This is a genomic window from Nonomuraea sp. NPDC001699 (assembly GCF_053596455.1).
The window spans coordinates 1-23,502 of the sequence record NZ_JBSFGF010000004.1; the positions used below are offsets into that span (position 1 = coordinate 1).

General features: G+C 67.9%; 26 protein-coding genes. 13 read left to right on the forward strand and 13 right to left on the reverse strand.

Annotation, left to right across the window (positions count from 1 at the left end):
• Positions 1–337: 337 nt before the first annotated feature.
• On the reverse strand, positions 338–1,846 hold the full coding sequence (locus tag ACWCSU_RS13330; RefSeq protein ID WP_449935109.1) for an ApeA N-terminal domain 1-containing protein: 1,509 nt from the start codon (positions 1,844–1,846) through the stop codon (positions 338–340).
• Positions 1,847–2,268: 422 nt separating this feature from the next.
• Between ACWCSU_RS13330 and ACWCSU_RS13335 the strand changes: the two genes are divergently transcribed.
• Entirely contained in the window at positions 2,269–3,390 is a 1,122-nt protein-coding gene (locus ACWCSU_RS13335) for a hypothetical protein (protein WP_449935110.1), read from the forward strand.
• A 97-nt stretch (positions 3,391–3,487) separates the two neighbouring features.
• Positions 3,488–3,835: an Imm8 family immunity protein gene (locus ACWCSU_RS13340; protein WP_449935111.1), complete on the forward strand. Its 348-nt coding sequence runs from the start codon at positions 3,488–3,490 to the stop codon at positions 3,833–3,835.
• 308 nt (positions 3,836–4,143) lie between these two features.
• On the opposite strand, the gene ACWCSU_RS13345 is transcribed toward ACWCSU_RS13340, so the two are convergent.
• The 5 genes from ACWCSU_RS13345 to ACWCSU_RS13365 form a co-directional block, all read right to left on the reverse strand.
• Positions 4,144–5,154: a CehA/McbA family metallohydrolase gene (locus ACWCSU_RS13345; RefSeq protein ID WP_449935112.1), complete on the reverse strand. Its 1,011-nt coding sequence runs from the start codon at positions 5,152–5,154 to the stop codon at positions 4,144–4,146.
• Positions 5,155–5,206: 52 nt separating this feature from the next.
• The gene (locus tag ACWCSU_RS13350; protein WP_449935114.1) at positions 5,207–5,719 is read right to left on the reverse strand and encodes a hypothetical protein; all 513 of its coding nucleotides are present in this window, start codon (positions 5,717–5,719) and stop codon (positions 5,207–5,209) included.
• Between the two features lie 165 nt (positions 5,720–5,884).
• Positions 5,885–6,478, reverse strand: a complete 594-nt coding sequence (locus ACWCSU_RS13355; protein WP_449935115.1) for a TetR/AcrR family transcriptional regulator — start codon at positions 6,476–6,478, stop codon at positions 5,885–5,887.
• Positions 6,475–7,842 (reverse strand): phenylacetate--CoA ligase family protein, encoded by a 1,368-nt coding sequence (locus ACWCSU_RS13360; protein ID WP_449935116.1) that lies wholly within the window; start codon positions 7,840–7,842, stop codon positions 6,475–6,477. The genes ACWCSU_RS13355 and ACWCSU_RS13360 overlap by 4 nt, the downstream gene beginning before the upstream one ends.
• A gap of 293 nt (positions 7,843–8,135) precedes the next feature.
• A complete protein-coding gene (locus ACWCSU_RS13365; RefSeq protein WP_449935117.1) occupies positions 8,136–8,711 on the reverse strand; it encodes a DoxX family protein in 576 nt (191 codons plus the stop codon).
• 456 nt (positions 8,712–9,167) lie between these two features.
• Here ACWCSU_RS13365 and ACWCSU_RS13370 point away from each other — a divergent pair, with 456 nt between their 5' ends.
• Together ACWCSU_RS13370 and ACWCSU_RS13375 are read left to right on the forward strand one after the other, a co-directional pair.
• Positions 9,168–9,683: a hypothetical protein gene (locus ACWCSU_RS13370; protein ID WP_449935118.1), complete on the forward strand. Its 516-nt coding sequence runs from the start codon at positions 9,168–9,170 to the stop codon at positions 9,681–9,683.
• Between the two features lie 75 nt (positions 9,684–9,758).
• The gene (locus tag ACWCSU_RS13375) at positions 9,759–10,364 is read left to right on the forward strand and encodes a hypothetical protein (RefSeq protein WP_449935119.1); all 606 of its coding nucleotides are present in this window, start codon (positions 9,759–9,761) and stop codon (positions 10,362–10,364) included.
• Positions 10,365–10,499: 135 nt separating this feature from the next.
• Here the strand turns inward: ACWCSU_RS13375 and ACWCSU_RS13380 are convergent, their stop codons facing one another.
• From ACWCSU_RS13380 to ACWCSU_RS13390, 3 genes are all read right to left on the reverse strand, one after another.
• Complete coding sequence (locus tag ACWCSU_RS13380) at positions 10,500–10,868, reverse strand: VOC family protein (protein WP_449935120.1); 369 nt, start codon at positions 10,866–10,868, stop codon at positions 10,500–10,502.
• Positions 10,869–10,870: 2 nt separating this feature from the next.
• The gene (locus tag ACWCSU_RS13385; protein ID WP_364083101.1) at positions 10,871–11,248 is read right to left on the reverse strand and encodes a VOC family protein; all 378 of its coding nucleotides are present in this window, start codon (positions 11,246–11,248) and stop codon (positions 10,871–10,873) included.
• Positions 11,249–11,409: 161 nt separating this feature from the next.
• Complete coding sequence (locus ACWCSU_RS13390) at positions 11,410–12,525, reverse strand: S1 family peptidase (protein WP_449935121.1); 1,116 nt, start codon at positions 12,523–12,525, stop codon at positions 11,410–11,412.
• A gap of 185 nt (positions 12,526–12,710) precedes the next feature.
• Here ACWCSU_RS13390 and ACWCSU_RS13395 point away from each other — a divergent pair, with 185 nt between their 5' ends.
• Entirely contained in the window at positions 12,711–13,241 is a 531-nt protein-coding gene (locus ACWCSU_RS13395; protein WP_449935122.1) for a hypothetical protein, read from the forward strand.
• Here the strand turns inward: ACWCSU_RS13395 and ACWCSU_RS13400 are convergent.
• Both ACWCSU_RS13400 and ACWCSU_RS13405 read right to left on the reverse strand, forming a co-directional pair.
• Entirely contained in the window at positions 13,198–14,367 is a 1,170-nt protein-coding gene (locus ACWCSU_RS13400) for an MFS transporter (protein WP_449935123.1), read from the reverse strand. The two genes, ACWCSU_RS13395 and ACWCSU_RS13400, sit on opposite strands and share 44 nt — an antisense overlap.
• 162 nt (positions 14,368–14,529) lie before the next feature.
• On the reverse strand, positions 14,530–14,868 hold the full coding sequence (locus ACWCSU_RS13405; protein ID WP_449935124.1) for a winged helix-turn-helix transcriptional regulator: 339 nt from the start codon (positions 14,866–14,868) through the stop codon (positions 14,530–14,532).
• Positions 14,869–14,947: 79 nt separating this feature from the next.
• Between ACWCSU_RS13405 and ACWCSU_RS13410 the strand changes: the two genes are divergently transcribed.
• Both ACWCSU_RS13410 and ACWCSU_RS13415 read left to right on the forward strand, forming a co-directional pair.
• Complete coding sequence (locus ACWCSU_RS13410; protein WP_364083089.1) at positions 14,948–15,526, forward strand: NADPH-dependent FMN reductase; 579 nt, start codon at positions 14,948–14,950, stop codon at positions 15,524–15,526.
• Between the two features lie 15 nt (positions 15,527–15,541).
• On the forward strand, positions 15,542–16,822 hold the full coding sequence (locus tag ACWCSU_RS13415; protein WP_449935125.1) for a TIGR04013 family B12-binding domain/radical SAM domain-containing protein: 1,281 nt from the start codon (positions 15,542–15,544) through the stop codon (positions 16,820–16,822).
• Between the two features lie 99 nt (positions 16,823–16,921).
• Here ACWCSU_RS13415 and ACWCSU_RS13420 read toward each other — a convergent pair whose 3' ends face one another.
• Together ACWCSU_RS13420 and ACWCSU_RS13425 are read right to left on the reverse strand one after the other, a co-directional pair.
• Positions 16,922–17,152: a hypothetical protein gene (locus tag ACWCSU_RS13420; protein WP_357692883.1), complete on the reverse strand. Its 231-nt coding sequence runs from the start codon at positions 17,150–17,152 to the stop codon at positions 16,922–16,924.
• 43 nt (positions 17,153–17,195) lie between these two features.
• Positions 17,196–17,705, reverse strand: a complete 510-nt coding sequence (locus ACWCSU_RS13425; RefSeq protein ID WP_357692881.1) for a VOC family protein — start codon at positions 17,703–17,705, stop codon at positions 17,196–17,198.
• 63 nt (positions 17,706–17,768) lie between these two features.
• Between ACWCSU_RS13425 and ACWCSU_RS13430 the strand changes: the two genes are divergently transcribed.
• From ACWCSU_RS13430 to ACWCSU_RS13455, 6 genes are all read left to right on the forward strand, one after another.
• Positions 17,769–18,218, forward strand: a complete 450-nt coding sequence (locus ACWCSU_RS13430; protein ID WP_357692879.1) for a MarR family winged helix-turn-helix transcriptional regulator — start codon at positions 17,769–17,771, stop codon at positions 18,216–18,218.
• A gap of 70 nt (positions 18,219–18,288) precedes the next feature.
• The gene (locus ACWCSU_RS13435) at positions 18,289–18,477 is read left to right on the forward strand and encodes a hypothetical protein (RefSeq protein ID WP_357692877.1); all 189 of its coding nucleotides are present in this window, start codon (positions 18,289–18,291) and stop codon (positions 18,475–18,477) included.
• Between the two features lie 86 nt (positions 18,478–18,563).
• On the forward strand, positions 18,564–19,982 hold the full coding sequence (locus ACWCSU_RS13440; protein ID WP_449935126.1) for a xylulokinase: 1,419 nt from the start codon (positions 18,564–18,566) through the stop codon (positions 19,980–19,982).
• Positions 19,983–20,167: 185 nt separating this feature from the next.
• Entirely contained in the window at positions 20,168–20,851 is a 684-nt protein-coding gene (locus tag ACWCSU_RS13445) for a DUF998 domain-containing protein (RefSeq protein WP_449935127.1), read from the forward strand.
• A 56-nt stretch (positions 20,852–20,907) separates the two neighbouring features.
• Entirely contained in the window at positions 20,908–23,127 is a 2,220-nt protein-coding gene (locus ACWCSU_RS13450) for a sensor histidine kinase (RefSeq protein ID WP_449935128.1), read from the forward strand.
• Positions 23,124–23,498: a DUF742 domain-containing protein gene (locus ACWCSU_RS13455; protein ID WP_357692867.1), complete on the forward strand. Its 375-nt coding sequence runs from the start codon at positions 23,124–23,126 to the stop codon at positions 23,496–23,498. Before ACWCSU_RS13450 ends, ACWCSU_RS13455 begins: the two co-directional genes overlap by 4 nt.
• Positions 23,499–23,502 lie beyond the last annotated feature (4 nt).

Here is a 23,502-nt window from a genome sequence, read left to right on the forward strand (position 1 = left end):
CTTCCGATCTGGCGCGCCGCCGTACCCCCGGCCCTCCGCCCGCCCGCCGTCCGGGCGTGCGGCCTGGGGGCCGGTCCCGGACGGCGGCGGGACACCGGGCCGGGCACCGCACGCCAGCCCCGCCGTACCAACCGAACGCACCGACCGGGGTTGCCGCGGCGCCGCACAGATGCAGCCCTACGATCGCCACTGCATGGCTATGTCGCCGCACATGGTCGGGGGCGATCGGAGGTCCAGGGCTTCGTACCTCAGCCCTGCCCCATCGGGCACCATGACTGATGGCCTCTGAGTTGCGGGTGCATCGGCGTGGCCCTGGGGCCGCGTCCCGGTCATTGAACTATCCGTTCGGCGCCTTTGGTAGGCAGTGAAAGTTTTCAGCAACTAAGGTTCGACGAGATGCGAAGTTACCTCGCCGAGAGAGGATAACCGCCGCATCTTGCGCATCGAAACCCGCATTATGCAGCCAGGCTGATTCCAGCATGTGTAGGGCAAGCTCCGTGCCTACCCGAAGCGCCCTGGAATCGAAGACATAGTCACGAGCTTCTGGCAAGCCGTGAGCAATGATATTGCGTAGCCGAGCTACTCGATGGGGCCAATCAGTCTCCGAGCACAAGATGTCTAGAGATGGCGCAAAAAGCTTAGCTAGGCGTCGCAGTCGTGCTTCGAGCGAGGGATCTGTTAACCTTTGCAGTCGAGTGTTTACCTTTTTGCGCTCCTTGTTGCTAAATCCCGCTTGACTCAACGCCCTAAGGACTTTGTCTGCAAAAGCGACTCCTAACTTGCCTCCGTCGTACACATCAGGAGACAGTAGGCGATCAAGGGCTTCCACGGCTTGAACCGCACTCATGAAACGAGCGAGAGGCCACTTGTTGTCAGGGTGTAGAAGTGTCGCCCAAAGCTCCACGACGTATTCCCATTTGGCGACTGTCTCATAGATTAGTGGGCATTGCCTCTCCCAATCCATCTCCTGGAGTGTGAACAACACTTCGTGCCCGTAAACCGGTCTTGGGGCCCCAGAGCCTGCTGCGGAGCGTGATCGAACCTTCAGCCAGAGTTCACTCGGATGCCTGATGTTGTCAAGGTCCCACTCGCGGTTGGTGATTGATAGGGACTTCACTCCTCCTGGCCTGCCGGTAGCCATCGTGATCAGCACTTCTAACGGCAATATCCAGTCCTTCATGAAGTCTTCAATAGGGACAGACGCATCAAGGATGATTTCAAACTGACATCCGGAGTGAAGGGTTATCTCAGATCCGGCATTATCCGATATACCAGATAAATCTCTGATGCTGACCGTGCCTCCAGGCACTGCAGCTGAGACTGGCTCGCTTGGCGTATGAATGTAGCCACCGACAGGAGGGCTCTGCTGGCACAGAATCGGTGCAAAGCTGACCCACTTAGACCAATCCTGTTGTCCATGAAATTCGATTCGTGCATTACTAATCGCTAGTTGTTCGCGCGACAGCCACGCACCCTCAATGGCTAGCCAAGGCGAGTAATTGATAATTGCTAGCGGGCCTATTCCGGTCTGCCCCCCTGAGCGTCGACTGTTATACAGAGTGATCTTACTGCAGTTGTATGCTCTGCCATATAGCAGTTCGTGGGTCCTGTCGTCGTCCAAAAGTGGCCTGGCGTCCTTGCGTAAGCTTTTGAACAAGGTGGCACGAGCTGCTCCAGTGTCGAGAATTTCATATAGCCCTGGAACTTCGTGGGTGTCCGCCATCTCAGGCAGCCACCACTCCGCAGGGCGACGATCGCCAGGCTTGAGTTGGGGCACAGCTCGCTCCAAGTCGTCTGCGTAGTAAGGACGAGGTGGTGCTCCAATTTGTGTCTTGCAAGCACACACTGCTCCGAGAGCGACACTCTACGACGCTCGGCGCAGCTAGCGGTACAGGGTGGACCGGATCGCCGGAGCCAGCTAGCGCCGATCACCGCTGTACAGCTATGGCTCTAGCAGAGATGGCGAGCCCCGGCAGAACTCGGCGGACGTTCATGGGCGACGCAGGAGCAGTAAGGCGACCTCCCGGCAACTCTATGGGCGGCTGGCTACGCCGTTCAGGGTGCGGTGTTGGTACTGAGATTGATCTCTAGCTGGCTGTGGCGGCGTCACCTGAGGGCGGTGCTCCGCGCCGCCTCGCGGTCCGTCGCCCGCTGGCAGCTGGGCACATGGGGCCGGTAGCTGAGCTGGCAAGGGCATTGGTACTGATTGCTATCGCGAGCGATTTGAAGTTGGCAAGCGGGACAACCCCAAGGCCTACACTGGAGTCCATGGATATTCGGCAGAAGGTCATCCAGCAGGGCATAGCGAACGACACGGCTTGGGTTGGTCGACTAGCTGCTGACTTCCGTCACCCTAGTCGCGTTGAATGCGTCGGACTATTCTCCCTCTGCGTGATGCCGTACATCGCACTTTTTGTTCACGAGTCGTATGCGAAGCTAGCCAAGGCTGACCCGGTGATTGCGGCGCATGTGTCAGCTGACTTCAAGGAGATCGTGGCGCGTTCCCGCCACAGTCTGAAGCTTTTCGAGGACACCAAGCGTGGCATTGATGGGCAACTCGACTACTTCCGCGACGAGATTCTTGCGACGCATACTGAGTATTTCACTGGTAATGCGCCACAGCTGTTCCGATTCCTTGAGACCGATCTTGGCCTGTTTTCCTACGCTTCGCGACTCATCTCGACGACTCACGCCGCAAACTTCCATCTCGGCCTGTCGCCACGTGACACGCTAGCAATGACGGGTCAAGAGATCAGGGCATTTTCCCAGCAATACGGCCGTTACTTTGGATGGCTGGGCGCCCAGATTCCTGCCGAGGGCGGGGGTACATTCTTTAGTCAAATCGACCCACGGAAAATGGGTAAGATTGGCGACGACGTGCGTTCCGCCGACTATTACAGCCGAGGTTTCGATGGCCCCAGTGGTCAGGATCTCAATGCCCTTCTAACGGTGTTTCGCTGCATGGTTAACTTCGTAAGCGCAGTCATCTCATTGCCTGACGCTAATGGAACATTTGATTATACGGAGTTTAAAATCAGATTCCTGACCCTTTATCAGGTTCTTGGGAGTCTGCAAATCCTGCGCCTCGACGAGAGGTACTCGCTTACGCCTCGGTCGTCCCAGGTCCTGCAGGAAATTCTCGACACACCTGTCACGCAGGCGATCATGAATCGAAGCGCCAAGCCTTTCCGTAACACCCTGATGCATTACAACCTTGACTCGCGCATCGACCTATCGAAGGTCGACCTCAATGACCCGGTGTTTGGCCTTGCGCCAGTCTACTTTCCCTCCTGCAACGACCTCGCCGATCTGAACGAGCTCGTCGAACAGGCACTGGCAAGCACCTCGGAGGCCATGGACGAGTGGGCCAGACCAGGAGGCTCCACGTAATACTCCTGCTGTGTGGCATTGCTATCGGTGTGGCCAGAGGACGCTGCCGCCCTGCTACGTAGGGAGCCGTGCCCGTTAGATCGGCGATCATCGGGCGATGAGAGCACAAGTGCCGGCCTTCCGATGGCCAGACCTCGAACTCGGACGATGCATCGACTACCCTGCCTATGCCTGTGAGCTGCTGGAGATGTACGTCGGCCCGCAGGAAGAGCCGGGCGAGGAACGGTTCCAGCTCACCGTCTCAGCCCATCGGCTCTTGCCGCTCAACTGCGACAGCACCCCTTTCCATCGGCCGCCATTGGCTCTTCGTACCCGAGCTGCGTCCCCCGAGGTGGCCAAGTGGCTGAGCGACCGGATAGCAGTACAGGAGGTTCCGACGTCGACTGAACTCGCCGAGAAGATTGGCCGGGTCGGAGAGTGGGAGTTCGAAGACTACGACGGTTGACGCCCTTGAGGCGGGTTGCAGTTCGGGTTGCGGTTCACCGCTGTCCCATGCCGTTCCAGATGGTCCGATCAAGCGCGTTGGTCCAGATGGAGCCGATCGGAACGGTCGAGCTCCGAGCTGCTAATGCGGTTTGGTGGCAACACCATCCGGGGTTCAAATCCCCGATCCTCCGCAGCTGAAAGGCCCTTCCCCGATCTTCGGGGAAGGGCCTTTCGAACTTTCCGGGTGTCTTGGTTGCAGTTCTGGTTGCAACGGGCACCTTCAACCGTCCGCTGCGACCCCGGGCGCCGCGCCGACCTTTCGGTCTTTCAGCTCAGGATGATGGGGTTGGTGAGCGCCGCCATGTGTTCGTCGGGATGACGCACCTCTATGCGGACGAAGGCTGATTCCTCCGCGTTGGTCTGCCACTCCAGGACGCCTGATCCATTGCCCGGCAATGCTGCGCGGTGCACCGTCCCTCGATCGGTGTGAAAGCTGACGGTGCCGGACGGCACACCACGGACGTCCACCCGGACCACAGCAGGTCCGCCGTGGGTATCCAGCCGCTCCCCGATGCCGGCACTGCCATCACCAGCAGAGACCTGGAGCGACAGCTCAACCGTGGCCGATTCGGCGATCCAGCTCCGGCCGGCACGGATGCCGGCGAGGACTGCGTCAGCACTCAATTCCTCGGCCAGCACGATGGTGTGCGGTCTGCCGATCTGGCCCTCCAGATGGGCATCGCTGTTGCCCATCGCCGGTCGCCACCGTCCACGGCGGATGTCGACGGCCAGGCCGCGACCCCATTCGGCCAGTGCTGCCGCATTGTCCGCCTGCCACGGCTCATCGGAGCTCCACAGCCCGTTCCACACCTCCACCACGTCGAACCCCTCGAACGGGTACATGAAGACACCAGAGGGGTACGGCGCGTGCGGGTGGGCCGCCACGCACAGCCCACCGGTCTCATGTACCTGATCCAGCTGCTTGCCGATCACGTCGTCGCGGACGCCGTACCGCCAGTCGACCACCTGCCCCGGATCGATGCCGAGCGCCAGCCAGTGCCCGGTTCGGCTGGTGGCTTCCTGGCCGATGATCACCAGTAGGTCGTCGCCGACGAGCGAGCCCCAGGCGCCATGCGCAGTTGCGGTGTTGTGCTCGGTGGTCGCGATGAAGTCCAGCCCCGCCGCACGAGCACCGGCCGCAAGCTGCTCCGGCGTCAGCTCTCCGCCATTCGAGAGAACCGAGTGCACATGGCAGTCACCTCGATACCAGCCACGCCCCCGACCGGCTACCCGCCTCGGCGGGAACTGCGACCCCGACATCCCATAGTCCGAGACCATCCCGGCAGCGTACTCACTCCACAGGAGACATCCCCAAGCTCCAGGTGGTGGTTCAACGGCCGCCTGGAGCGAATTCGTGACCCGGACCAGTCGGTCCGACCATCAGCACCACCCGGCCGGCCTCGACATCGAAGCCGAGATCCGGATGACCGGGAGAACCTTCCGCAGTCATCAGCACAGACTTCCCGAGACGCTGTCCGATCAGGCGGAGGACAGCCACCAGGACATCCAACCGCTCCTGCCCCTGCAATTCTCTAAGGTTGACGTCGAAGTCGATCGACTCGGCCTGATACAGCCGGAAGATCATCAGGACCTCGGGGATCGGCCAGACTCTCACCTCAGGCGTGGCGCCGGCGGATGCAGCGGCGACCATGTCGGCAGCCGACGTGAGCTCCGTCGGCTCGCCAGTCAGCGAGTAGGCGTACTGCCAATCCTGCGACCGAACGAGCTCAAGCAGCACCTGCCAGTCCTCGACAGTCGTTCCTTCTACGACCACGTCGGGCAACGTTCCGTTGATGTCGGGGTCGAAGAGGCCCTTCACGTCATCCCACAACAGGTCAGGCACAGTAGACATCATCGCCGAGGAAGTCCCTCCGGCTCCGGATCAGCGCTGATCAGCGGGCCATCAACCAAGGTGACGAGCGGTCAACCACGGTCACTCACGACCTCACCGCCATACCCTGCGGCCAGCAACCCGTGCTGGAACCATCCCCGGCTTGGCGCCACAGCTCTAGCTAACGGAGCTTTCGAGATGGGCGAGCGCGTTGTCCAACAGCGCCGGGGCGTCCAACTCCGGGTCCTTGGCCCAGTCCAGCCAGACCGACAGCAGGATGCCGAACACCGCGCCTGCGACGGCCCGCACTCGGTCGTCGCGTTGCGGACGGCCCAGCCTGGCTGCGACCAGTTCGGTGAGCGTCTGCTTGGTCTGGGTGATGTTGGCGAGACTGGCCGCCCACAGCGAGGGGACGCTGAGCACCAGCGCCTGGCGCTCCTGCTTCGCGGCGACCTCTACGTCGGTCAGGTCGGTGAACACGGCCCGGAAGGCGTTGCGCAGCGCCGGCACCGGACCGAGTTCCGGCGGCTGGGCCTCGCACGCCTCGGCGATGAGGGTGTCGTAGTCATCGAGGGTGACCAACGCTTCCTTGGTCGGGAAGTAGCGGAACACCGTCCGGTGCGAGACGTCGGCCGCTTGGGCGATCTGCTCGACGCTGGTGGCGTCGTAACCCTGCTCGCGGAACAGGCGCAGCGCATGTCGCTGGATGGCGGCGCGAGTGCCGGCCTTCTTGCGCTCCCGCAGTCCGGGCTGCTGGGAATCTGACATCATGCGAAATCCTTCAGCGGGACGACCGTCCGATACTTTCCGCCGGGGGATTGCTGCGGCGGCTCCTCAGCGCGTTCCAGGATGACATGGTCCAGCTTGTGGTCGGTGAGCAGGCCGCCGATCGCGTCGAGCACCGCCCTCCACACCGTTTCCGGATCCGCCCCGGGCGAGGGCGGCATCCGTATGCGCAGGTTCGCCGGGCTGGTTTGGACGATCTGGTAGAGCTGGACTCCAGGCGTGCGGTCCACCAGGGTGTTGAGCATCAGCGGCGCGATGACGACCTCGCCCCGTCCGGTGGTGAACGTGAGCAGGTTGGCCACGCGTCCCTGTACCCGTATGGCCGGCAGGGGGTTGCCGCACGGACACGGGTCAGGCCGTTGCAGGACGCTGTCGCCGAGGTCGTAGCGCAGGATCGGCTGTACGCGGTTGGCCAGATTAGTCACCAGAACGGTGTGGGACGGCCTGCCCGGCGGGGTCGGGGAGTGGTCGGCTTCGACCGGTTCGACCAGGGCCCAGTCGCTGTTGACGTGATACCAACCGTACGCGCAGCCCTCGGTGAGGAAGGGACACTCGCTGGCGCCGTAGGTGTCGCGGACCTTGGCTTCGAAGGCGCGGGCCATCCGCGCGTAGTCACCGCTGGTCAGCGTCTCGCCGGCGGGTTCGACCACCACCGGCGCGATGTGCAGCCGTCCCGACTCCTGCTCGGCGGCGAGCAGGTTGAGGACGCTGCCGTAGCCGAGCAGCAGGGCGGGGCGGAACCGGTCGAGCGCCTCGACCAGTTCACCGAGAGGGGTGTGCACGGAGAAGAGACGGACGGCCTTGCGCTGTAACCGATGTGCGCGCATGCGGGCGGCGCCGGCCGAGACCAGGAAATGGCCGTTCGTCGCGGCCACGATGGCCATCCGTCCGCCGCCGGCCACGATCTGGGTGAGGTCGGCGAGGGTGAGCCAGGACCCCATCATCCGAATGCTGAGGGCGTAGTTGACGGCGATGTCGCGGTCGTCCTTGACGAAGATCGCGGGGTTTCCTGTGGTGCCCGAGGTGGTGACCAGCAGGTATCGGTCGAGGAACCGTCCACCGACCAGTTGCGGATCTGCGGCGAAGGCGCGCGCCCGTGCCAGCGTCACCTCGCGGTCGGTGGCCCAATCGTCGTAGTGCGCCATCAACGCCTTCTTGTCGGTGACGGGCAGCGATGCGGAGTCGTCGATGTCGGGAGGCAGGCCGCTGTAGAGATCGCGGTAGTAGGGCGAGTTGGTGCGGGCGTATTCGACGATCTCGGCGAGCCGCCGTCGCTGGACTGCTGCCCACTCGTGGCGCCTTCTGGCGCGGTGTGCGTCTCGCAGCAGCCGTGGAATGGTGTCCTTCATGCCGAGTATTGTGTCACATGGATGTCAAATGTTAGTCGAATGACAGATTTGATGGCGCGGGAGACTGTGCTTCGAGCCCGGTGGCACTGTTGAAGGGGGCAGACCCGTTCCAGGAAGACCGTGTCCTGAGCGGTGGTGCCCCGCGTTGCGAAGGGCGGCTTGGCGGCAACCAGCCGGGGTTCAGATCCTCCGCAGGTGAAAGGCCCTCTCGCCGCGTCCGGCGGAGGGCCTTTCGAGTTTCCGGCGTCCGGGTTGCAATGGCTACGTCAGCGAAGCCCTCGATCCGTCGGTGATCAGAACTGGGCGTTGGTCATCGTGTACCACGTCGGGGCGAACGTCAGCAGGGCGAGTGCGACCAGGACCGCGATCGCGGTGAGCACGCGTGGGGTGGTGAGGGCGGCGGGGGAGACGGGCCGCAGCTTCCATCGTCCGGCCGTGATGAACGCCGCGACGCCGCCCAGCAGGAGATTGGCGGGCACCAGTTCGTATTCGCCGCGGATGATGTGGAAACCGGCCGCGAGGATCATCGTCAGCGTCAGGCCGGCGGCGGCGAGAGGCGTCAGCATTGGCTTGACCTTCGTCATCGCCGGCAGGATCAGGCCGACGCCGCCGAGCACCTCGACGATCCCGATGAAGACGATCAGGGACTGAGGCACCGCCGCGTACCAGGCCACGGCCCGGGGGGCTGCTGCGAACAGGACGTCGTCGTACATCAGCACCTTGCCGAAGCCGCTGCCGGCGAAGAAGAAGCCCCACAACGCTTGGAGTGCCCAGAGTGCGCCGTTGAGGGTGAATCTCGTTCCGCGCGCCTTGGGCTGCTGCTCGATGTCCTTGACGCTGAGGACGTTCTCGCTGACGTGGTGGCTCATGTCCTGTCACTGCCTTTCCTGATCGCATTCACGGGGAACTCGCCGGCTCTTCGTGCCTTCGTCAGCACGTGGCATCGGTACGTGGTGACGGGCTCATCCGAGCACGGGAGCGAGGTCGCGCGCATCGTCCGTGGGACAGGGTGGGACACGTGAGACGCGGGCTACCTGCGGAAACGCGAGTTTCACCGCGACCGCGGAGTGGGACGGTTCCTGTGCGGGCGTACCGCCCGGCAGCGGTCAGTCGGATTCGGCCGAGGGATTTTCTGGACGGTACGGAGGGCCCCTGCGTTGCCCGGAGGTCAGACCTCCGCACTTCCTCTGGGGGCACGACGCAGCACCGGCTCGGCCGATGCTCGTCTCCGACTTCGAAGGCGTGCGATCACGCGTTTCTGTCGGTCGCGTGTCCTAGCGTGTCCACCTGCAAGAAGGCGACCGACCTCGGACAGGAGTGCGTACGTGGGTGTCTCTTACGAGTACTACCGCGCTGCGGACCGTGTCGAGGCGACTGTCCGGCCTGAGGAATCCCGCGAGATCGCCGACGCCTCGCGCGGACTTCCGGAGTGGGACGTGGTGGTGACCAAATGGGTGGATCCCGAGGTGGTCCTGGGGCAACTCGTCGCATTCGCCGGGCAGGTTGTCTATTCCCTGGGGCTGGTCGAAACGGTGAATTTGTATCCTCCTCCGGAGGATGCGCCTCGAAGTGATGACGAGTGGGCTGCCTTGCCGGAAGACTCCCCGTACCTGGAGGGGCCCGGCATCGTGGAACTGTCGGCGGAGGCTCGGGACACGCTCGCCGGTGTGGATGACGCCCGCCTGCCGGGGTTGGCCAAGCAATGGGCAGCCATCGAGGAGTTCTCCGCCTTCACCGATGAGAACGACGGGTACATGTTGTCGCTCACCGAGGAACTTGTCGGTCTGGCACGTCGAGCGAGAGAGAACGGTCAGGCGCTTTACTGCTGGATGTGCTCGTGACCTGCCCCAGGGAGCGGTTGTGCTTCGTCTTGCGGAAGGCTCGCAAATGATCACGGGTGGGTACACTCTCGCCGCATGCGGCTGAAGGTGATCTTGACGCTGTTCGCTGTCTACGCTGTGACGGCGGTGCCCGTGAGCATGCCGGGCGAATGGCGAGTGATCGTGCAACCGGCGGCAGGTGACGCTGCGGAGGTGTACTACAAACTCAGGTCGTCAATGCCCCGGTGGTACGTGAGCCTCGGGCCGTTCAGTCAGGCCATCCAAATCGCTGAGCGGCGGGCCGAGACCCATCCGCACGATCTGGCCCCGCCCTACCTCCTGTACGCGCCGTATCGGCTCGTCGCCCCCTACGTCACGCCCCGAGGGCAGGAGCTGGCTTCCTTGCCCATCTCAGGAGTGGACCGGTCATACGGGAGACCGGACCCGTACCGGATCGTGCCGCAGGTTCGGCCGGTGAGGAACAGTAGAGCGGCGCTGACCGCCCTGACGGAGGACGGGGAACAAGGCCGGCCGATCGACGAACCCGAGGTCTTGGCGATGTTCATCGAACCAGAGCTCAATCGGATCGTCGTCGAGACGAACACGTTCAGCCAGGATTTACGCCGCAGGCTGGCCAGGCGTTATGGCGCTCTCGTCACCATCGACTGGGATCCCTTGAGGCGACCCATGCAGTTGCTCTGAGCGGCAGCGGACGCTCGTGGCACGCCGCCGTGGCTTTCGCGCAGGTTCTTACGTGGCAGACCTGATCGGAATGTTCTGGCCTGGCTGGGGAGGAGCTTGTGAGTCGACCCCAGCCCGAGGCCGCTGGTGCGGGTGTCAGTCCTGGAGGACGGACAGGATGTTGCCCGAGGGGTCGGTGAACCAGGCGATCAGGGGGCCGCCGCCGCGGAAGATGCCCTTCTCGTCGGTCTTCAGGTGGTCGTAGCGCTGGAACCGCACGCCTCGGGACGTGAGGTCGTCGACGGCCCGTTCGATGTTCTCGACGGGGAAGTTGAGAATGGTGAAGGTCGCCGGGACGTGGTCGGGTTTGGGGTAGATCAGGATGTCGGTGCCGCCGGTGATGTGCAGGGTGAGCAGGCCGTTCGACTCCGAGACCTCCAGCCCCAGGGTGTCGCCGTAGAACGCCTTCGCGGCGGCCAGGTCGTTGACGGAGAATCCGCTGAACGCCTTCGTCTTGCCGAACATCGTCACATCGCCTTCCGGTGGTCTTCGCTGAGCTGGATGATCTGGACGTAGTTGCCGTCGGGGTCGATCGCCGTGGCGAACAGGCTGCCGTCGCGGTCTTCGAGCTCGGCCAGCCATGACACGCCCGCCTCCTCCATCCGGGCGGCGATCGCGCGCGCGTCGGGGACGTCGAAGTTGAGTATCACCCGTCCGGGCTCGGGATTCTTGTCCGCCACGTCGGCCCGGGTGTCGATGATGAGGTGGAAGTCGCCGAACTTCAGCACGCCGTAATGGGTGACGTCGGTGTCGGACTCGGGGTCGAGGGCCGTGGTGTACCAGGCGCGTAGTCGGGCCGGGTCGGTGCTGGCCAGGAGCAGGCTGTTCAGGTTGGGGCGCGTCATCGCTGCCTCCTTGCGGTCGGGTACGGCGGAAGGGATCCGCTTCCGGGAGGGCAGACTCGACCGGGGAGGAAAACTCATCGGTGCCGGGCGCTCGGCTTCGCGGGAGGTGCCGTGCGTTCGGGGTCGCACGAGTGCCGCGTGTGCGCGGGCGCGGGGGGAGGTCAGGCGGTGCGGAGGGTCAGGCCGTACGCGCTGAGGATCTCGTTGACGGGCTGGAAGTACGTCGTGCCGCCGGTGCTGCAGTTGCCGGAGCCGCCCGACGTCACGCCCTGGGCCTGGCCGCCCGAGATGAACGGTCCGCCTGAGTCGCCCGGTTCGGCGCACACGTTGGTGCGGGTCAGGCCGTAGACGGTGCCCTGGGCGTACGTGATGGTGGCGTTGTGCTGCTGGACGGTGCCGCAGTGCCAGCCGGTGGTCGGGCCGGCACGGCACACGGACGCGCCCACCGTCGCCGGGAGCGAGCCGCGTACGGTCACCAGCGAGCCGCCGGGACCGCGGACGTACGGCTGCGCGGTGTGCCCGGGGGTGGCGACCCACGCGTAGTCGTTGACCGGGAAGGACGAGCCCTGGAAGGTGCCGGGCGGGGACGTCACCAGGTCGCCGGTGTGGCCGCAGTGGCCCGCGGTGACGAAGCCGGGGACGCTGCCCTTGGTGACCGAGAAGCCGATCGTGCAGCGCGTCGAGCCGACGTAGAAGGGGTCGCCGCCGATGATGTCGCCGTACGTGCGGGGGAGCTCGGCGGCCGGCGACACCGCGACGGCCGTGCTGCGGGCCGCCGCCACCAGGGCCGCCGCGACCTGGCCCCCGGCGGCCGACGACGCCTCGGTGGGCGAGGGTTCCGGCCGTGGAACCTGGAGGACGACGCGGTTGGCGCGGACGTCGGCGTACCAGAGGGCGGGGCCGGCCTGGAGGCGGCGGGCGGCCTGGTCCAGGCGTTGGACGACGGCGTCCAGCTCCGACAGCGAGTGCCGCACGACGACAGGGCGCGCCCCCCGGGCCGAGATCGCGGCGGTCCGGGCGGGGTCGGTGGTGGCGACGACGAGGGCGGAGGCGTCCTCGGTCAGCCATGACCCTGCGTAGGAGTCGCCCAGCGAGGCGGTCAGTTCGGCCTCCAGGGCGGCGGCATGTCGTTCGCTCGCCAGCCGGGCGACCACCTGGGACTCCGAGAGGCCGAGGTCGCGCGAGAGCGCCTCGATCACGGGGCCGGGCGTCGGAGGGCCGGGGTTGGCCAGGCAGGCGGCCACGATGGTGGCGCCCGCCACTGCACAGCGAAACATGCCGCCGCTCCTCGATGGGGGGTTCTGTCACGGTAACCGCTGACAGACAAATGAGGAGATACCAAATGTTTCCTATTAAGGCGATATGCCCGACCTTCCGGCCAGCGGCCACAAATGGAGATTTTTCATCCTAAAGTTGTAACCGGTGGTATGTCGGTATCGTATTGGGCCTGGAGGTGTTCCCTATGGGTAATGGTGTTCGTCATTTCGCCGGGGCCGCGGTCGGAGTGGCCGCGATCCCGTTGATCACGGCCGGTCTTCTGTACGGACCCCGCGCGACCACGTCCGGCTTCGACTGGACGGTCGAGTGGACGGCGGCCGCGGCGTTGGCCGGAACCGCGCTCCTCATCGGCGTCCTGGCCGGTTCCCGGATTTCTCCGGTCGCCTCACTGCTGCCCGGTCTGGCTTTCACGGCCCTGGCCGTGGCGTCGCTCGTACGGGCCGCCACGGGAGGCGACCGCAGAATGGGATTCGATCTGGTGCCCGCCGATTATCTGGACGCGTACGCGGCATTGCTGAATACCTGGTCTTTGGTGATCGGCGGCATTCTGCTGGCCGCCTCCGTGTTCCCGTCCCGCTGGCGGGCGCGCCGGGGCGGGGCGGGGGCTCCCGAGAAGGAGGGGGAGGAGCCGCCGCCGCTGCCCAAGCGCGTCCCGTTCGCGTCGAAGAGGATCACATCGGCGCGACCCGCTCCCGGGCCAGCCACAGGGCGATGACCACGTACGGCAGGACCAGGAGGGCGAACGTGGTCCCGTGGGAGAGGAACGGCGAGCCCGCGCCGTAGGCGGTGTAGACGGCCAGGGTGACCACGTTCGTGCCGAGCCCGGCCACCGACGTCACGGTGGCCCGCTGGTCGCCCGAGACGCGTTCCTGCAGTCGTGCGTCGGCCACCACGCCGGCCATCTGGAACGCCCCGAAGGAGACGGCGACCAGCGCGAACCCGGCCGGATGCGGGATCAGCGCGCCCACCGCCATGGCCGCGGCCGCCAGCGCCAGGACCAGCGCGAACTGCCGCCCGGTCAGGCGCTGGGCGGGCCCCGCCAGCAGGCCGCCCGCCGCGGCCCCGACCCAGACGGCCAGGACGAGCAGGGGCACGGCCGTCCTGGGCGCGCCGGTCTCGGCGGCCAGGAAGGGGACGTACTCCTCCAGCGCACCCCAGATCGCCGTGACGACGGAGATCAGGACGATCGCTTCGAGCACGTTCCGATCGGTACGGGCCTCCGCGACACCGGCCCGCAGAACCGCGAGATACCGCCCACCCGAATCCCCGGACAGACCGGACGAACCCGTTGCCGCCCGACGACGTTCAGGCAGCGTCAACGCCGTACCGGCACACAAGAGACAGGCCACCACACTGGCCACCCCCACCGCCGGATAGCCGCCGACCGCGAAGACGGGCGTGGCAAGGGCGATCGCCGACGCCGCGGCGACGATGCCGAGCGAATGGGCCCTGCCCATGATCGCGGCGTACCGCGCCTGGAGGCCCCGGCGTTCGAGCTCCTCGTACGCGAGCGCCTCGAAGGCGCCCGAGACGAGCGCGCCCTCGGCCCCCCACAGCACGAAGCCCAGCGCGAAGGCCCAGTAGGACGGGAAGAGCACCCACAACGCGAAGCCGGCGCCGGCCAGCAGCGGGCCCAGGAACAGCAGCAGGCGGCGGGACATCGTGTCGGCCCAGGCGCCGGAGGGGATCTCCAGCACCATGCCGGTCACGGACCAGATGACGAACAGCGAGGACGTCTCGGCCACCGAGAGCCCGGAATCGGTGAACAACAGCGTGTACACCGGGTAGAGCAGGACGAACTCGCCGAGGAACGTGTAGACGTAAAGCTTGGGGACGAACATGCGACCCTCTCGGAAGAGGCGGACAGGGACTCCGTCTGGTGCTCGGCACCTCGGAGGCCCGCGCGCGCTTCTGCCGCGTCGGCCGCTGGTGGTTCATCAATGTCGCCAGCGCATGCCCGGGAGTCTAACCCCCGGCCCGCCTCCGGCGCTCGCCCGTATTCGCTAGGCGGACCTGGCCGGCTCCTCGGGCAGCGGGATCCACCTGTGTGCCCAGGTGACCAGCTCGTCGAGCACCGGGCGCAGCTCCTGGCCCATCTCCGTGAGGTGGTACTCGACCCGCACCGGCGACGTGGGCAGCACGCGCCGCTCGACGAGCCCGGCGGACTCCAGCTCGCGCAGCCGGCGGGCCAGCATCGTGTCGTTGATGCCGGGGATGGCCGCCTTGAGGTCGGCGTAGCGGTGGGCGCCCTTGAAGATCATGTGGATCACGGCTCCCGACCAGCGGGCGCCGATCAGTTCGAGTGCGACGTGGAACCGGACGCAGACGGAATGGGGGCTCACGGGGACGATCCTAGCATTTGCTAAGAAATGTTTAGCTACTCAATAATGTTGAGGTATCAACCACCTGAGGGAGGACCCCATGGACAAGCCAGTCCTGCAGATCATCGTCGCCAGCACCCGTCCCGGCCGCGCCGGACGCGAGGTCGCCGAGTGGTTCAGGAGCCGTGCCGTCGCCTCCGGCCACTTCGACGTCGAGCTGGTCGACCTGGCCGAGGTGGGCCTGCCGTTCCTCGACGAGCCGAACCACCCCAAGCTCAAGCAGTACGTGAACGCCCACACCAAGGAGTGGAGCGCCACCGTGGACCGGGGCGACGCCTTCGTGTTCGTGACCCCCGAGTACAACCACAGCTTCACGGCCGTGCTGAAGAACGCCCTGGACTACCTGCACCACGAGTGGCAGCACAAGGCGGCGGGGTTCGTCAGCTACGGCGGGATCTCCGGCGGCACCCGGGCGGTGAACGGCCTGCGCCAGGTCGTCAGCACGCTGAAGATGATCCCCGTGGTCGAGGCCGTCAACATCCCCTTCTACCAGCAGTTCATCGCCGAGGACGGCACCGTGGCGCCCAACGACGTGATGACCGCCGCCGCCGACGCCATGCTGGCCGAGCTGGCCAAGCTCACCGGCGCGCTGCGTCCCATGCGGCTGGCCTCCGCCTGAGCTACGCTGCCGGTCGTGGCGCTGGCAGTCGATGTGGTGGTCCGTTACCGCAAGGCGGTGACGTACGGCGTGCACGCGGTGCTCGCCGCCCTGGAGGACTCGGGCGTGCAGCACCGGCAACTGCTGGGCGTCACCCCGGAGGAGACGGCGGCCCACATCGCGGCGAGCCGGGCCGACCGGGTGCTCGTGCTCTGGTCGTTCTACTCGCCCGACGCCGAGGCCATGGCCGCCGAGCTGGCCACCGTCCGGTCGCTCAGCGACAGCCGGGGGCTGCACATCGCCGGCGGGGTGCACGCCACCGCCGAGCCGCAGCAGGTCATCGACGCCGGCTGGGACCTGGCCGCGATCGGCGAGGGCGAGTCCACGATCATCGCCCTGGTCGAGGCGCTGCGGCGGGACGAGCCGCTGACGACCGTGCCCGGCCTCGCGGTCAAGGACGGCGACGGCGTCGCCCTCAGGACGCGTCCGGCCCCGCAACTGCCGCTCGACGCGTTCCCGTCGTTCCTGGGGCGCAAGGGGCCGATCGAGATCACGCGGGGGTGCCGGTACACGTGCCGGTTCTGCCAGACGCCGTTCATGTTCGGCGGCCAGTTCCGCCACAGGTCGGTGGCGAGCGTGCGCGCGCACGTCAAGGGCATGGTGGAGCAGGGGCTGCGTGACGTGCGGTTCATCACGCCGACCTCGCTCTCCTACGGCTCGCGGGGCCCCGACCCGGATCTCGGCGCGGTGGAGGAGCTGCTGGCGGGGGTCAGGGAGGAGCTGCCGCCGCACGGCCGGGTGTTCTTCGGCAGCTTCCCGTCCGAGGTGCGGCCCGAGCACGTCACGCCCGAGGCCATGCGGCTGCTCAAGCGGTACGTGGCCAACGACAACCTGATCATCGGCGCCCAGTCGGGGTCCGACCGGGTGCTGGCCGCCTCGGGCCGGGGGCACGACACCTCGCCCGTGCGCGACGCCGTCAGGATCGCCGTCGAGCACGGCTTCAGGCCGAACGTCGACTTCATCTTCGGCATGCCGGGGGAGTCGGAGGAGGACCAGCGCCAGTCGCTCGTGCTGGCCGGAGATCTGGCCGAGCTGGGCGCCCGCATCCACACGCACACGTTCATGCCGCTGCCCGGCACGCCGTGGCGGGACGCCGAGCCGGCGTTCATCCCGCTCACGACCGTGCGCGAGCTCGACAGGCTGGCCCAGCGCGGCGACGCGTACGGCCACTGGCGGCGCCAGGCCGAGCACTCGGCCCGGCTGGCCGAGACGGCCAAGGCCTACCCGCGCCGCACCCGCCGCCGCAGAACAGACTGACGACCGGCGCCCAGGCCACAGGACGGCTCCACCGGCCCGTGACAGCCCGGCCCCGGCCACAGGACGGCTCACCCGGCCCGGCCGTGCCGGCGGGCCCGGTCAGTCGTCGTCGCCGAGCCGGTCGAGGGCGCGGTTGATGGAGTCGCCGAGCGGCCGCAGCACCTCGGAGAGCGCCTCGGCGAGCGGGGTCAGGATCTCCGTCACCTCGCCGAGCAGGTCGGGCGACTTGTGCTCGGGCGGCGCCCAGCGCATGGCGTCCGCGCTCAGCGTCTCCCATTCGTCCACGACGCCGTCGATGGCGTCGAGGACGTGATCCGGATCGTTTGGCATGACCCTCTCCGGAACAAATCGATCGGATACCTGCCACGGTACGTCAGGCCGGGATCGACACCCCTACCCCGCCTCGGGTCTGAGCGCCGTACCGCTCCTTGTCGGCGGCCAGGTCGAGCGGGCGGATGGCGGACCGGGCGGCCAGCGTCTCGTCCGTGATGAGCGAGGCGGGCACCAGCCAGGAGACCTCGAACTCCAGCCCGTCGGGGTCCTTGGCGTACAGCGCCTTGGTGGTCCCGTGGTCGGAGGCGCCGACGAGGGAGTTCAGCTCGCTCAGCGTGACCGCGATGCGCTCCAGCTCGTCGAGCGTGTCGACCTCCCACGCCAGGTGGTAGAGCCCGACGGCGGTGCGGCCGGCGGTCGAGGGGCCGGCCGCCTCGCCGATCTCGAAGAGCCCGAGGTCGTGATCGTTGCTGGAGCCGGGGGCCTGGAGGAACGCGGCGCCGCGCATGCCCATGACCACCTCGAACCCGAGCGCCTCCCGGTAGAAGGCCACGCTGCGCTCCACGTCACGGACGTAGAGGACCGCGTGGTTGAGCCTGTGGACCGGCATGGTCGTCCCCTTTCACCTGTTTCTCCCGGTCAGAGTATATGAGAGTTCAACTAAAATGAGAGGGTGACCCGATGGCTGGATCCGGACGAGCAGCAGACCTGGCGCCACTTCCTGGCCGCCGGCCAGCTCATCAACGAGGCGCTGGACCGGCAGCTCCAGCGCGAGGCGGGCATGCCGCACACTTACTACATGATCCTGGTCGCGCTGTCGGAGGCGCCGAAGCGGGCGATGCGCATGAGTGAGCTGGCCGCCAGGGCCCAGAGCTCCCAGAGCCGCCTCTCGCACGCCGTGGCCCGCCTGGAGGAGCGCGGGTGGGTGCGTCGTGAGCGCTGCCCGGCCGACGGCAGGGGCAACGTCGCCGTCCTGACGGACGAGGGATTCGCCACGCTGGCCGCCGCCGCGCCCGGCCACGTCGAGGAGGTGCGCCGGAGCCTGTTCGACGTCCTCAGCCCCGAGCAGGTGCGGGAACTCGGCGCGATCTGCTCGGCCGTACGGGACACGCTGGAGCGGTAGCGAGCGAACTGTCGTGGCCAGGCCGTAGCCTCTCCCGGTAGCCGACGAGGCCCGAACGAGGGGATTGCCGATGCACGACACCGAAGAGGCGCTGTTCCGGACGGTCCACGGCATCGCCGGGCTGATGGCGGGTCAGCCCGTGCCCGTCGTCATGGAGGCGTTGCTGCGCCACCTGCCCAAGGCTCCAGGTCTCGAGGTGGCGGAGATCCGCAAGATCGCCGAGGAGATCAGCGTCGGCCGCGACCCCTCGGGGCTGTGAATCGCCCCAAATTGCTCCTTAATGTCACTCCCGGACGCGGATACCATCTCAACCATCTCGCCCTGGAGCAGGCATAAGGAGTTCGGGTGACGCTGGTCGCTGGGGTTGATTCCTCCACGCAGAGCTGCAAGGTCGTCATTCGTGACGCCGAGACGGGCGCGCTGGTCAGGCAGGGCCGCGCCGCCCATCCGGCCGGCACCGAGATCCACCCCTCCCACTGGTGGGCCGCGCTGCTGCGGGCCGTCGAGGAGGCCGGCGGGCTCGCCGACGTCGCGGCCGTCAGCGTGGCCGGGCAGCAGCACGGCATGGTCTGCCTCGACGAGGCGGGAGACGTCGTGCGCGACGCCCTGCTCTGGAACGACACCCGATCCGCCCGGTCCGCCGCCGACCTGGTGGCGGAGCTGGGCGGGCCGGGGGCCTGGGCCGAGGCGGTCGGCTCGGTGCCCGTCGCCTCGTTCACCGTGACCAAGCTGCGATGGCTGGCTGAACACGAGCCCGGCAACGCCCGCCGCACGGCGGCGGTCTGCCTGCCGCACGACTGGCTGACCTGGCGGCTGGCGGGCGCGTTCGCCCTGGGCGGCGACCTCGCGGCCTGGCACGACGCGCCCCCGCCGCCGCTCGACCTGCTCGCCACCGACCGCGGCGACGCCTCGGGCACCGGCTACTGGTCCCCGGCGACCGGCGCCTACCGCACCGACCTGCTCAAGGCCGCCTTCGGCGCGGTCCCGCTGCTGCCCCGCGTGCTGGGGCCCGCCGACCGGGCGGGCGACCCGGCCTCCGCCGGGCCGCTGCTCGCGCCGGGCACCGGCGACAACATGGCGGCCGCGCTGGGCGTCGGGGCCGGGCCGGGTGACGTGGTGGTCTCGCTCGGCACATCCGGCACGGTGTTCGCGGTCGCGGAGACGCCGAGCGCCGACCCCACCGGCGCGGTCGCCGGGTTCGCCGACGCCACCGGGCGCTTCCTGCCGCTGGTGTGCACGCTCAACGCCGCGCGGGTCCTCGACGCCGCCGCCGGGCTGGCCGGGGTCGGCCTCGACGAGCTGAGCGACCTCGCGCTCCAGGCCCCGCCGGGGGCCGGCGGGCTGACGCTGGTGCCCTACCTGGAGGGGGAGCGCACCCCCAACCGGCCCACCGCCACGGGCTCGGTCCTGGGGCTCACGCTGGCCACCTCGACCCCGGCCCACCTGTCCCGCGCGGCCGTCGAGGGCATGTTGTGCGGCCTCGCCGACGCCCTCGACGCGCTCGGCACACGACCGGAGCGGGTGCTGCTGATCGGCGGCGCGGCCCGTTCCGAGGCCGTACGCCGCGTCGCGCCGACCGTCTTCGGCGTGCCGATCGCGGTGCCGCCGCCCGGCGAGTACGTCGCCGACGGCGCCGCCCGCCAGGCCGCCGCCCTCCTCACGACCCCCGACTGGCGGACCGAGGACACCGCGACCTACGACGCCCCGGCCGTCCCGGAGATCCGCGCCCGCTACGCCAGGGCCACGTCCCACGTGCTCGACTAGCGGCGACGCCGGACGACCCCGGGGGGAGGCCGGGAGGGACTCAGGGTCGGAGTCAGGGACGGGTCGGGGGCGGCGCCTGATGTGCCGCCACGCCTGGGCGCGGGAGAGTTGGGCACATGACCGCAGTGCCGAACAGCAGAGTGAGAGTCGCGAGAGCGCCCTGGAGCGTGAGCCTGAGGGCCCTCATGACCCCGGCGAGGCTCTACCCCCTGATCGCCTGTGCATCGATCGTGTTCTCGGTGGTCGCGATCCTGGTCGGTCACTTCGGGCCCGACCCCTACCTCGACCCCATGAACGTGACCATCAGCGAGTACGCCGTGACCGACCGCGGGGGCGTCACGGAGGTCGCGATGGCGGTGCTCGGGATCGGGTCGCTCGCGCTGCTGGCCGCGCTGAGGAGGATGGGGGCGCCGATCCGGGGGTTGCCGGAGAAGTTGCTCATCGTGTGGTCGGCGGCGCTGGTCGTGGTGGCGGTCATCCCGACCGTCCCCCTCGGCCTCGATCTCGACCTCGCGGCCCAGGTTCACCGGTACGTGTCGATCGCCGCGTTCGTGAGCCTCCCGGCCGCCGGGGCCCTGCTGGTGCCCAGGCTGACCGCGGACGTCCACTGGAAGCCCGTCGCGCGGGCCGTGGAGTGGGTGGCCCTGGCGGGCGGGTTCGGGCTGCTGGCGATCACGTACGTGGCCCTGCCGGGGGAGCGGGTCATGATCGGGCTGGTCGAGCGGCTGCTGCTGGGCGCTGAGGTGTCGTTGCTCGGCCTGCTGGCGGCGTGGGCGCTGTGGCTCACGTGGGCCCCGCCCCGCGCCCCGAAGCACCCTGTAGACGCAAATTTCCCGACATATCACAGATTTATCGCTAGTCGATCTTAATCCCGTCTGTTTCGATGCTATTCTCTCCCGCGATCTTCTATGCGGGAGCAGGTGTCATGGCATCGGGCAGATCCATCCGATTCAAGATCTCGACGCTGCTCGTCATCCCCTTGATCTCCCTGGTCGCGCTCTGGGGCTTCGCCGCGAGCACGACCACGGGTGAGGCGCTGAACCTCTTCAAGATCGATGCGATCTGGGGGAGTGTGATCAACAACGCCGACGACCTGGTCTCCAGCCTCCAGACCGAACGCCTGGCCTCCGCCGAACGCGTCGCGGGCACGGCGATCGAACAGGCGGCCCTGTCCAAGGCCCGCGCCAAGGTGGACGCCAGCAGGAAGACCCTGCGCGAGCAGGGCCTGGCGGAGGACGTCCAGTCGGCCATGACCGAGGACATGAAGAAGCAGTTCCAGGTCGTGCTGGAGACCGTGGACCGGCTCCCCGAGGTCAGACGCAAGGTCGACGAGCGCCGGCTCACCCCCGGCAACCTGGTCACCGAGTACGCCAAGGTCTCCGACGAGGTCCACCTGCTGTACTCCAGGCTGACCGTCAGCACCGATCTCGAACTCTCCCTCCAGGCCCACGGCCTGATCGCGGCAGACGAGGTGCGCGAGCTGCTCAGCCGCGAGAACGCCCTGCTCGTCGGCTCCAACGGCCGTCCCTCGATGCACGACGTGCACCTGCTGGCCGGCATCGACGGCACCCGCACGTTCCTGTTCCCCAAGGCGCTGGCCAACCTCGACACCGAGCTGCGGGCGCCGTTCGAGAAGCTGTTCTACTCCTCCAGGTACATCACCATGGAGAGCCTGCTGCGGAGCTTCGTCGCGGGCCAGCCGGCGGACATGGACCTGTGGCGCGGCATCGCCGACCAGGTGCTCAAGGACTACAGCGAGGCCGTCTGGGGCACCGGTGAGAAGCTGCTGAACCGGATGCAGCCGGCCGGCGTGGTCATCGTGGTCAGGGCCGCGATCGCGGGCGCGCTGGGGCTCATCGCGGTGGCCTTCTCGATCTTCATCTCCGTCCGGGTGGGCCGCAGGATCACCAGGGAGCTGGCCACGCTCCGCCGTACGGCGCTGGACCTGGCCGAGGTCAGGCTCCCCGACGTGGTGGCGAAGCTGCGTACCGGCGAGCGGGTGGACATCGAGTCCGAGGCGCCGCCCATCAAGGTCGGCGGCGACGCCACCAGCGAGGTCGCCGACCTCGCCGCGGCCTTCGACAGCGTGCAGAGCACCGCCGTGGACGCCGCCGTCGAGCAGGCCAGGCTGCGCGAGGGCGTGGCCGAGGCGCTGCGGAACCTGGCCAGGCGCAGCCAGTCGCTGCTCCAGCGCCAGCTCCGGATGCTGGACGAGATGCAGCGCCAGACCGAGGAGCCCGAGGCCCTGGAGCGCCTGTTCCGGCTCGACCACCTGACCACCCGCATGCGCCGCCACGCCGAGGGCCTGGTGCTGCTCTCGGGCGGCACGGCGGGCCGCAGGTGGCGCGGCGTCATCCCGGTCGAGGACGTGCTGAGCGGCGCCGCCGCCCAGGTCGAGGAGTACACCCGGGTCCGCGTCTACCCGATGCCCGAGTGCGGCGTGTCCGGCTCGGCCGTGGCCGACCTCATGCACCTGTTCGCCGAGCTGATCGAGAACGCGACGTCGTTCTCCTCGCCCGCCAACGAGGTCTCGGTGCGCGGTGAGATGGTCGGCAGGGGCTTCGCGGTCGAGATCGAGGACCGCGGCCTCGGCATGGACGAGGAGACCCGCAGGGTCATCAACGACCGGCTGGCCAGCCCGCCCGAGTTCGACCCCGCGCAGACCGAGCGGCTGGGGTTCGCGGTGGTCGGCATGCTGGCCGCCAGGCACGGCATCAAGGTGACGCTCAAGCTGTCCCCGTACGGCGGCACGACCGCCATCGTGCTCGTGCCGGGATCGCTGGTCGAGCCCATGACGACCCCGGCGCGCCCGCTGGAGTTCGAGCCCGTCTCCGTCCTCCGGGCCGACCGGCCGATGGACGCGGGGGAGATGACCGGGCCGGGCGAGCTGCCGCGCCGGGTCCGTACCAGCAAGCGCGCGGGACCCGCCGCGGTCGAGGATCCCGAGCTGCCACGCCGCGAACGGCAGACGAACCTGCCGCAGCGGCAGCGGCTCAGGCAGGCGCCCTCTCCCGTGCCGGCGTCCCCGGTTCCCGTGGCGGAGGAGCGTTCCCCTGAGGAGGCCAGGGCGCTGCTCTCCTCACTCCAGTCCGGATGGCAGCGGGGGCGGCAGGACAGCGACCAGGATGGGGGTTCCCGACCGTGAGCCGCGAGCACGAGTGGGTTGACGAGGAGGCCGGGCCCGTCGTCCGGCCGTACGCCGTGGCGCGGGGGCGCACCAGGCCCTCGTCCCCGGCCCTCGATCTGCTGGCGACCGTCGTCTCGACGGGACGGCCCGCGCCGGCCAAGGCCGAGCTGAGCGGCCAGCACCGGCGGCTGATGGGCTGCCTGTCCGGCCGGTCCAGGCCGGTCGCCGAGGTCGCCTCGGAGCTCGGGCTGCCCGTGGGCGTGATCCGCGTGCTGCTCGGCGACCTGCTGGAGTACGACCTGATCGACGTGCGCCCGCCGCGCGACAAGACCGCCACCCCGACGGAGAGCCTGCTCCGCGAGGTGATCAACGGGCTGCGCGCGCTGTAGCCCG

What these genes read in the sequence shown, in the direction of transcription:
- ACWCSU_RS13335 (WP_449935110.1), top strand. Translation starts at nt 2,269, where the DNA reads ATGGATATTCGGCAGAAGGTCATCCAGCAGGGCATAGCGAACGACACG.
- ACWCSU_RS13340 (WP_449935111.1), top strand. Translation starts at nt 3,488, where the DNA reads ATGAGAGCACAAGTGCCGGCCTTCCGATGGCCAGACCTCGAACTCGGA.
- ACWCSU_RS13345 (WP_449935112.1), bottom strand. Translation starts at nt 5,154, where the DNA reads ATGGTCTCGGACTATGGGATGTCGGGGTCGCAGTTCCCGCCGAGGCGG.
- ACWCSU_RS13355 (WP_449935115.1), bottom strand. Translation starts at nt 6,478, where the DNA reads ATGATGTCAGATTCCCAGCAGCCCGGACTGCGGGAGCGCAAGAAGGCC.
- ACWCSU_RS13360 (WP_449935116.1), bottom strand. Translation starts at nt 7,842, where the DNA reads ATGAAGGACACCATTCCACGGCTGCTGCGAGACGCACACCGCGCCAGA.
- ACWCSU_RS13365 (WP_449935117.1), bottom strand. Translation starts at nt 8,711, where the DNA reads ATGAGCCACCACGTCAGCGAGAACGTCCTCAGCGTCAAGGACATCGAG.
- ACWCSU_RS13375 (WP_449935119.1), top strand. Translation starts at nt 9,759, where the DNA reads ATGCGGCTGAAGGTGATCTTGACGCTGTTCGCTGTCTACGCTGTGACG.
- ACWCSU_RS13380 (WP_449935120.1), bottom strand. Translation starts at nt 10,868, where the DNA reads ATGTTCGGCAAGACGAAGGCGTTCAGCGGATTCTCCGTCAACGACCTG.
- ACWCSU_RS13385 (WP_364083101.1), bottom strand. Translation starts at nt 11,248, where the DNA reads ATGACGCGCCCCAACCTGAACAGCCTGCTCCTGGCCAGCACCGACCCG.
- ACWCSU_RS13390 (WP_449935121.1), bottom strand. Translation starts at nt 12,525, where the DNA reads ATGTTTCGCTGTGCAGTGGCGGGCGCCACCATCGTGGCCGCCTGCCTG.
- ACWCSU_RS13395 (WP_449935122.1), top strand. Translation starts at nt 12,711, where the DNA reads ATGGGTAATGGTGTTCGTCATTTCGCCGGGGCCGCGGTCGGAGTGGCC.
- ACWCSU_RS13400 (WP_449935123.1), bottom strand. Translation starts at nt 14,367, where the DNA reads ATGTTCGTCCCCAAGCTTTACGTCTACACGTTCCTCGGCGAGTTCGTC.
- ACWCSU_RS13410 (WP_364083089.1), top strand. Translation starts at nt 14,948, where the DNA reads ATGGACAAGCCAGTCCTGCAGATCATCGTCGCCAGCACCCGTCCCGGC.
- ACWCSU_RS13420 (WP_357692883.1), bottom strand. Translation starts at nt 17,152, where the DNA reads ATGCCAAACGATCCGGATCACGTCCTCGACGCCATCGACGGCGTCGTG.
- ACWCSU_RS13425 (WP_357692881.1), bottom strand. Translation starts at nt 17,705, where the DNA reads ATGCCGGTCCACAGGCTCAACCACGCGGTCCTCTACGTCCGTGACGTG.
- ACWCSU_RS13435 (WP_357692877.1), top strand. Translation starts at nt 18,289, where the DNA reads ATGCACGACACCGAAGAGGCGCTGTTCCGGACGGTCCACGGCATCGCC.
- ACWCSU_RS13445 (WP_449935127.1), top strand. Translation starts at nt 20,168, where the DNA reads ATGACCCCGGCGAGGCTCTACCCCCTGATCGCCTGTGCATCGATCGTG.
- ACWCSU_RS13450 (WP_449935128.1), top strand. Translation starts at nt 20,908, where the DNA reads ATGGCATCGGGCAGATCCATCCGATTCAAGATCTCGACGCTGCTCGTC.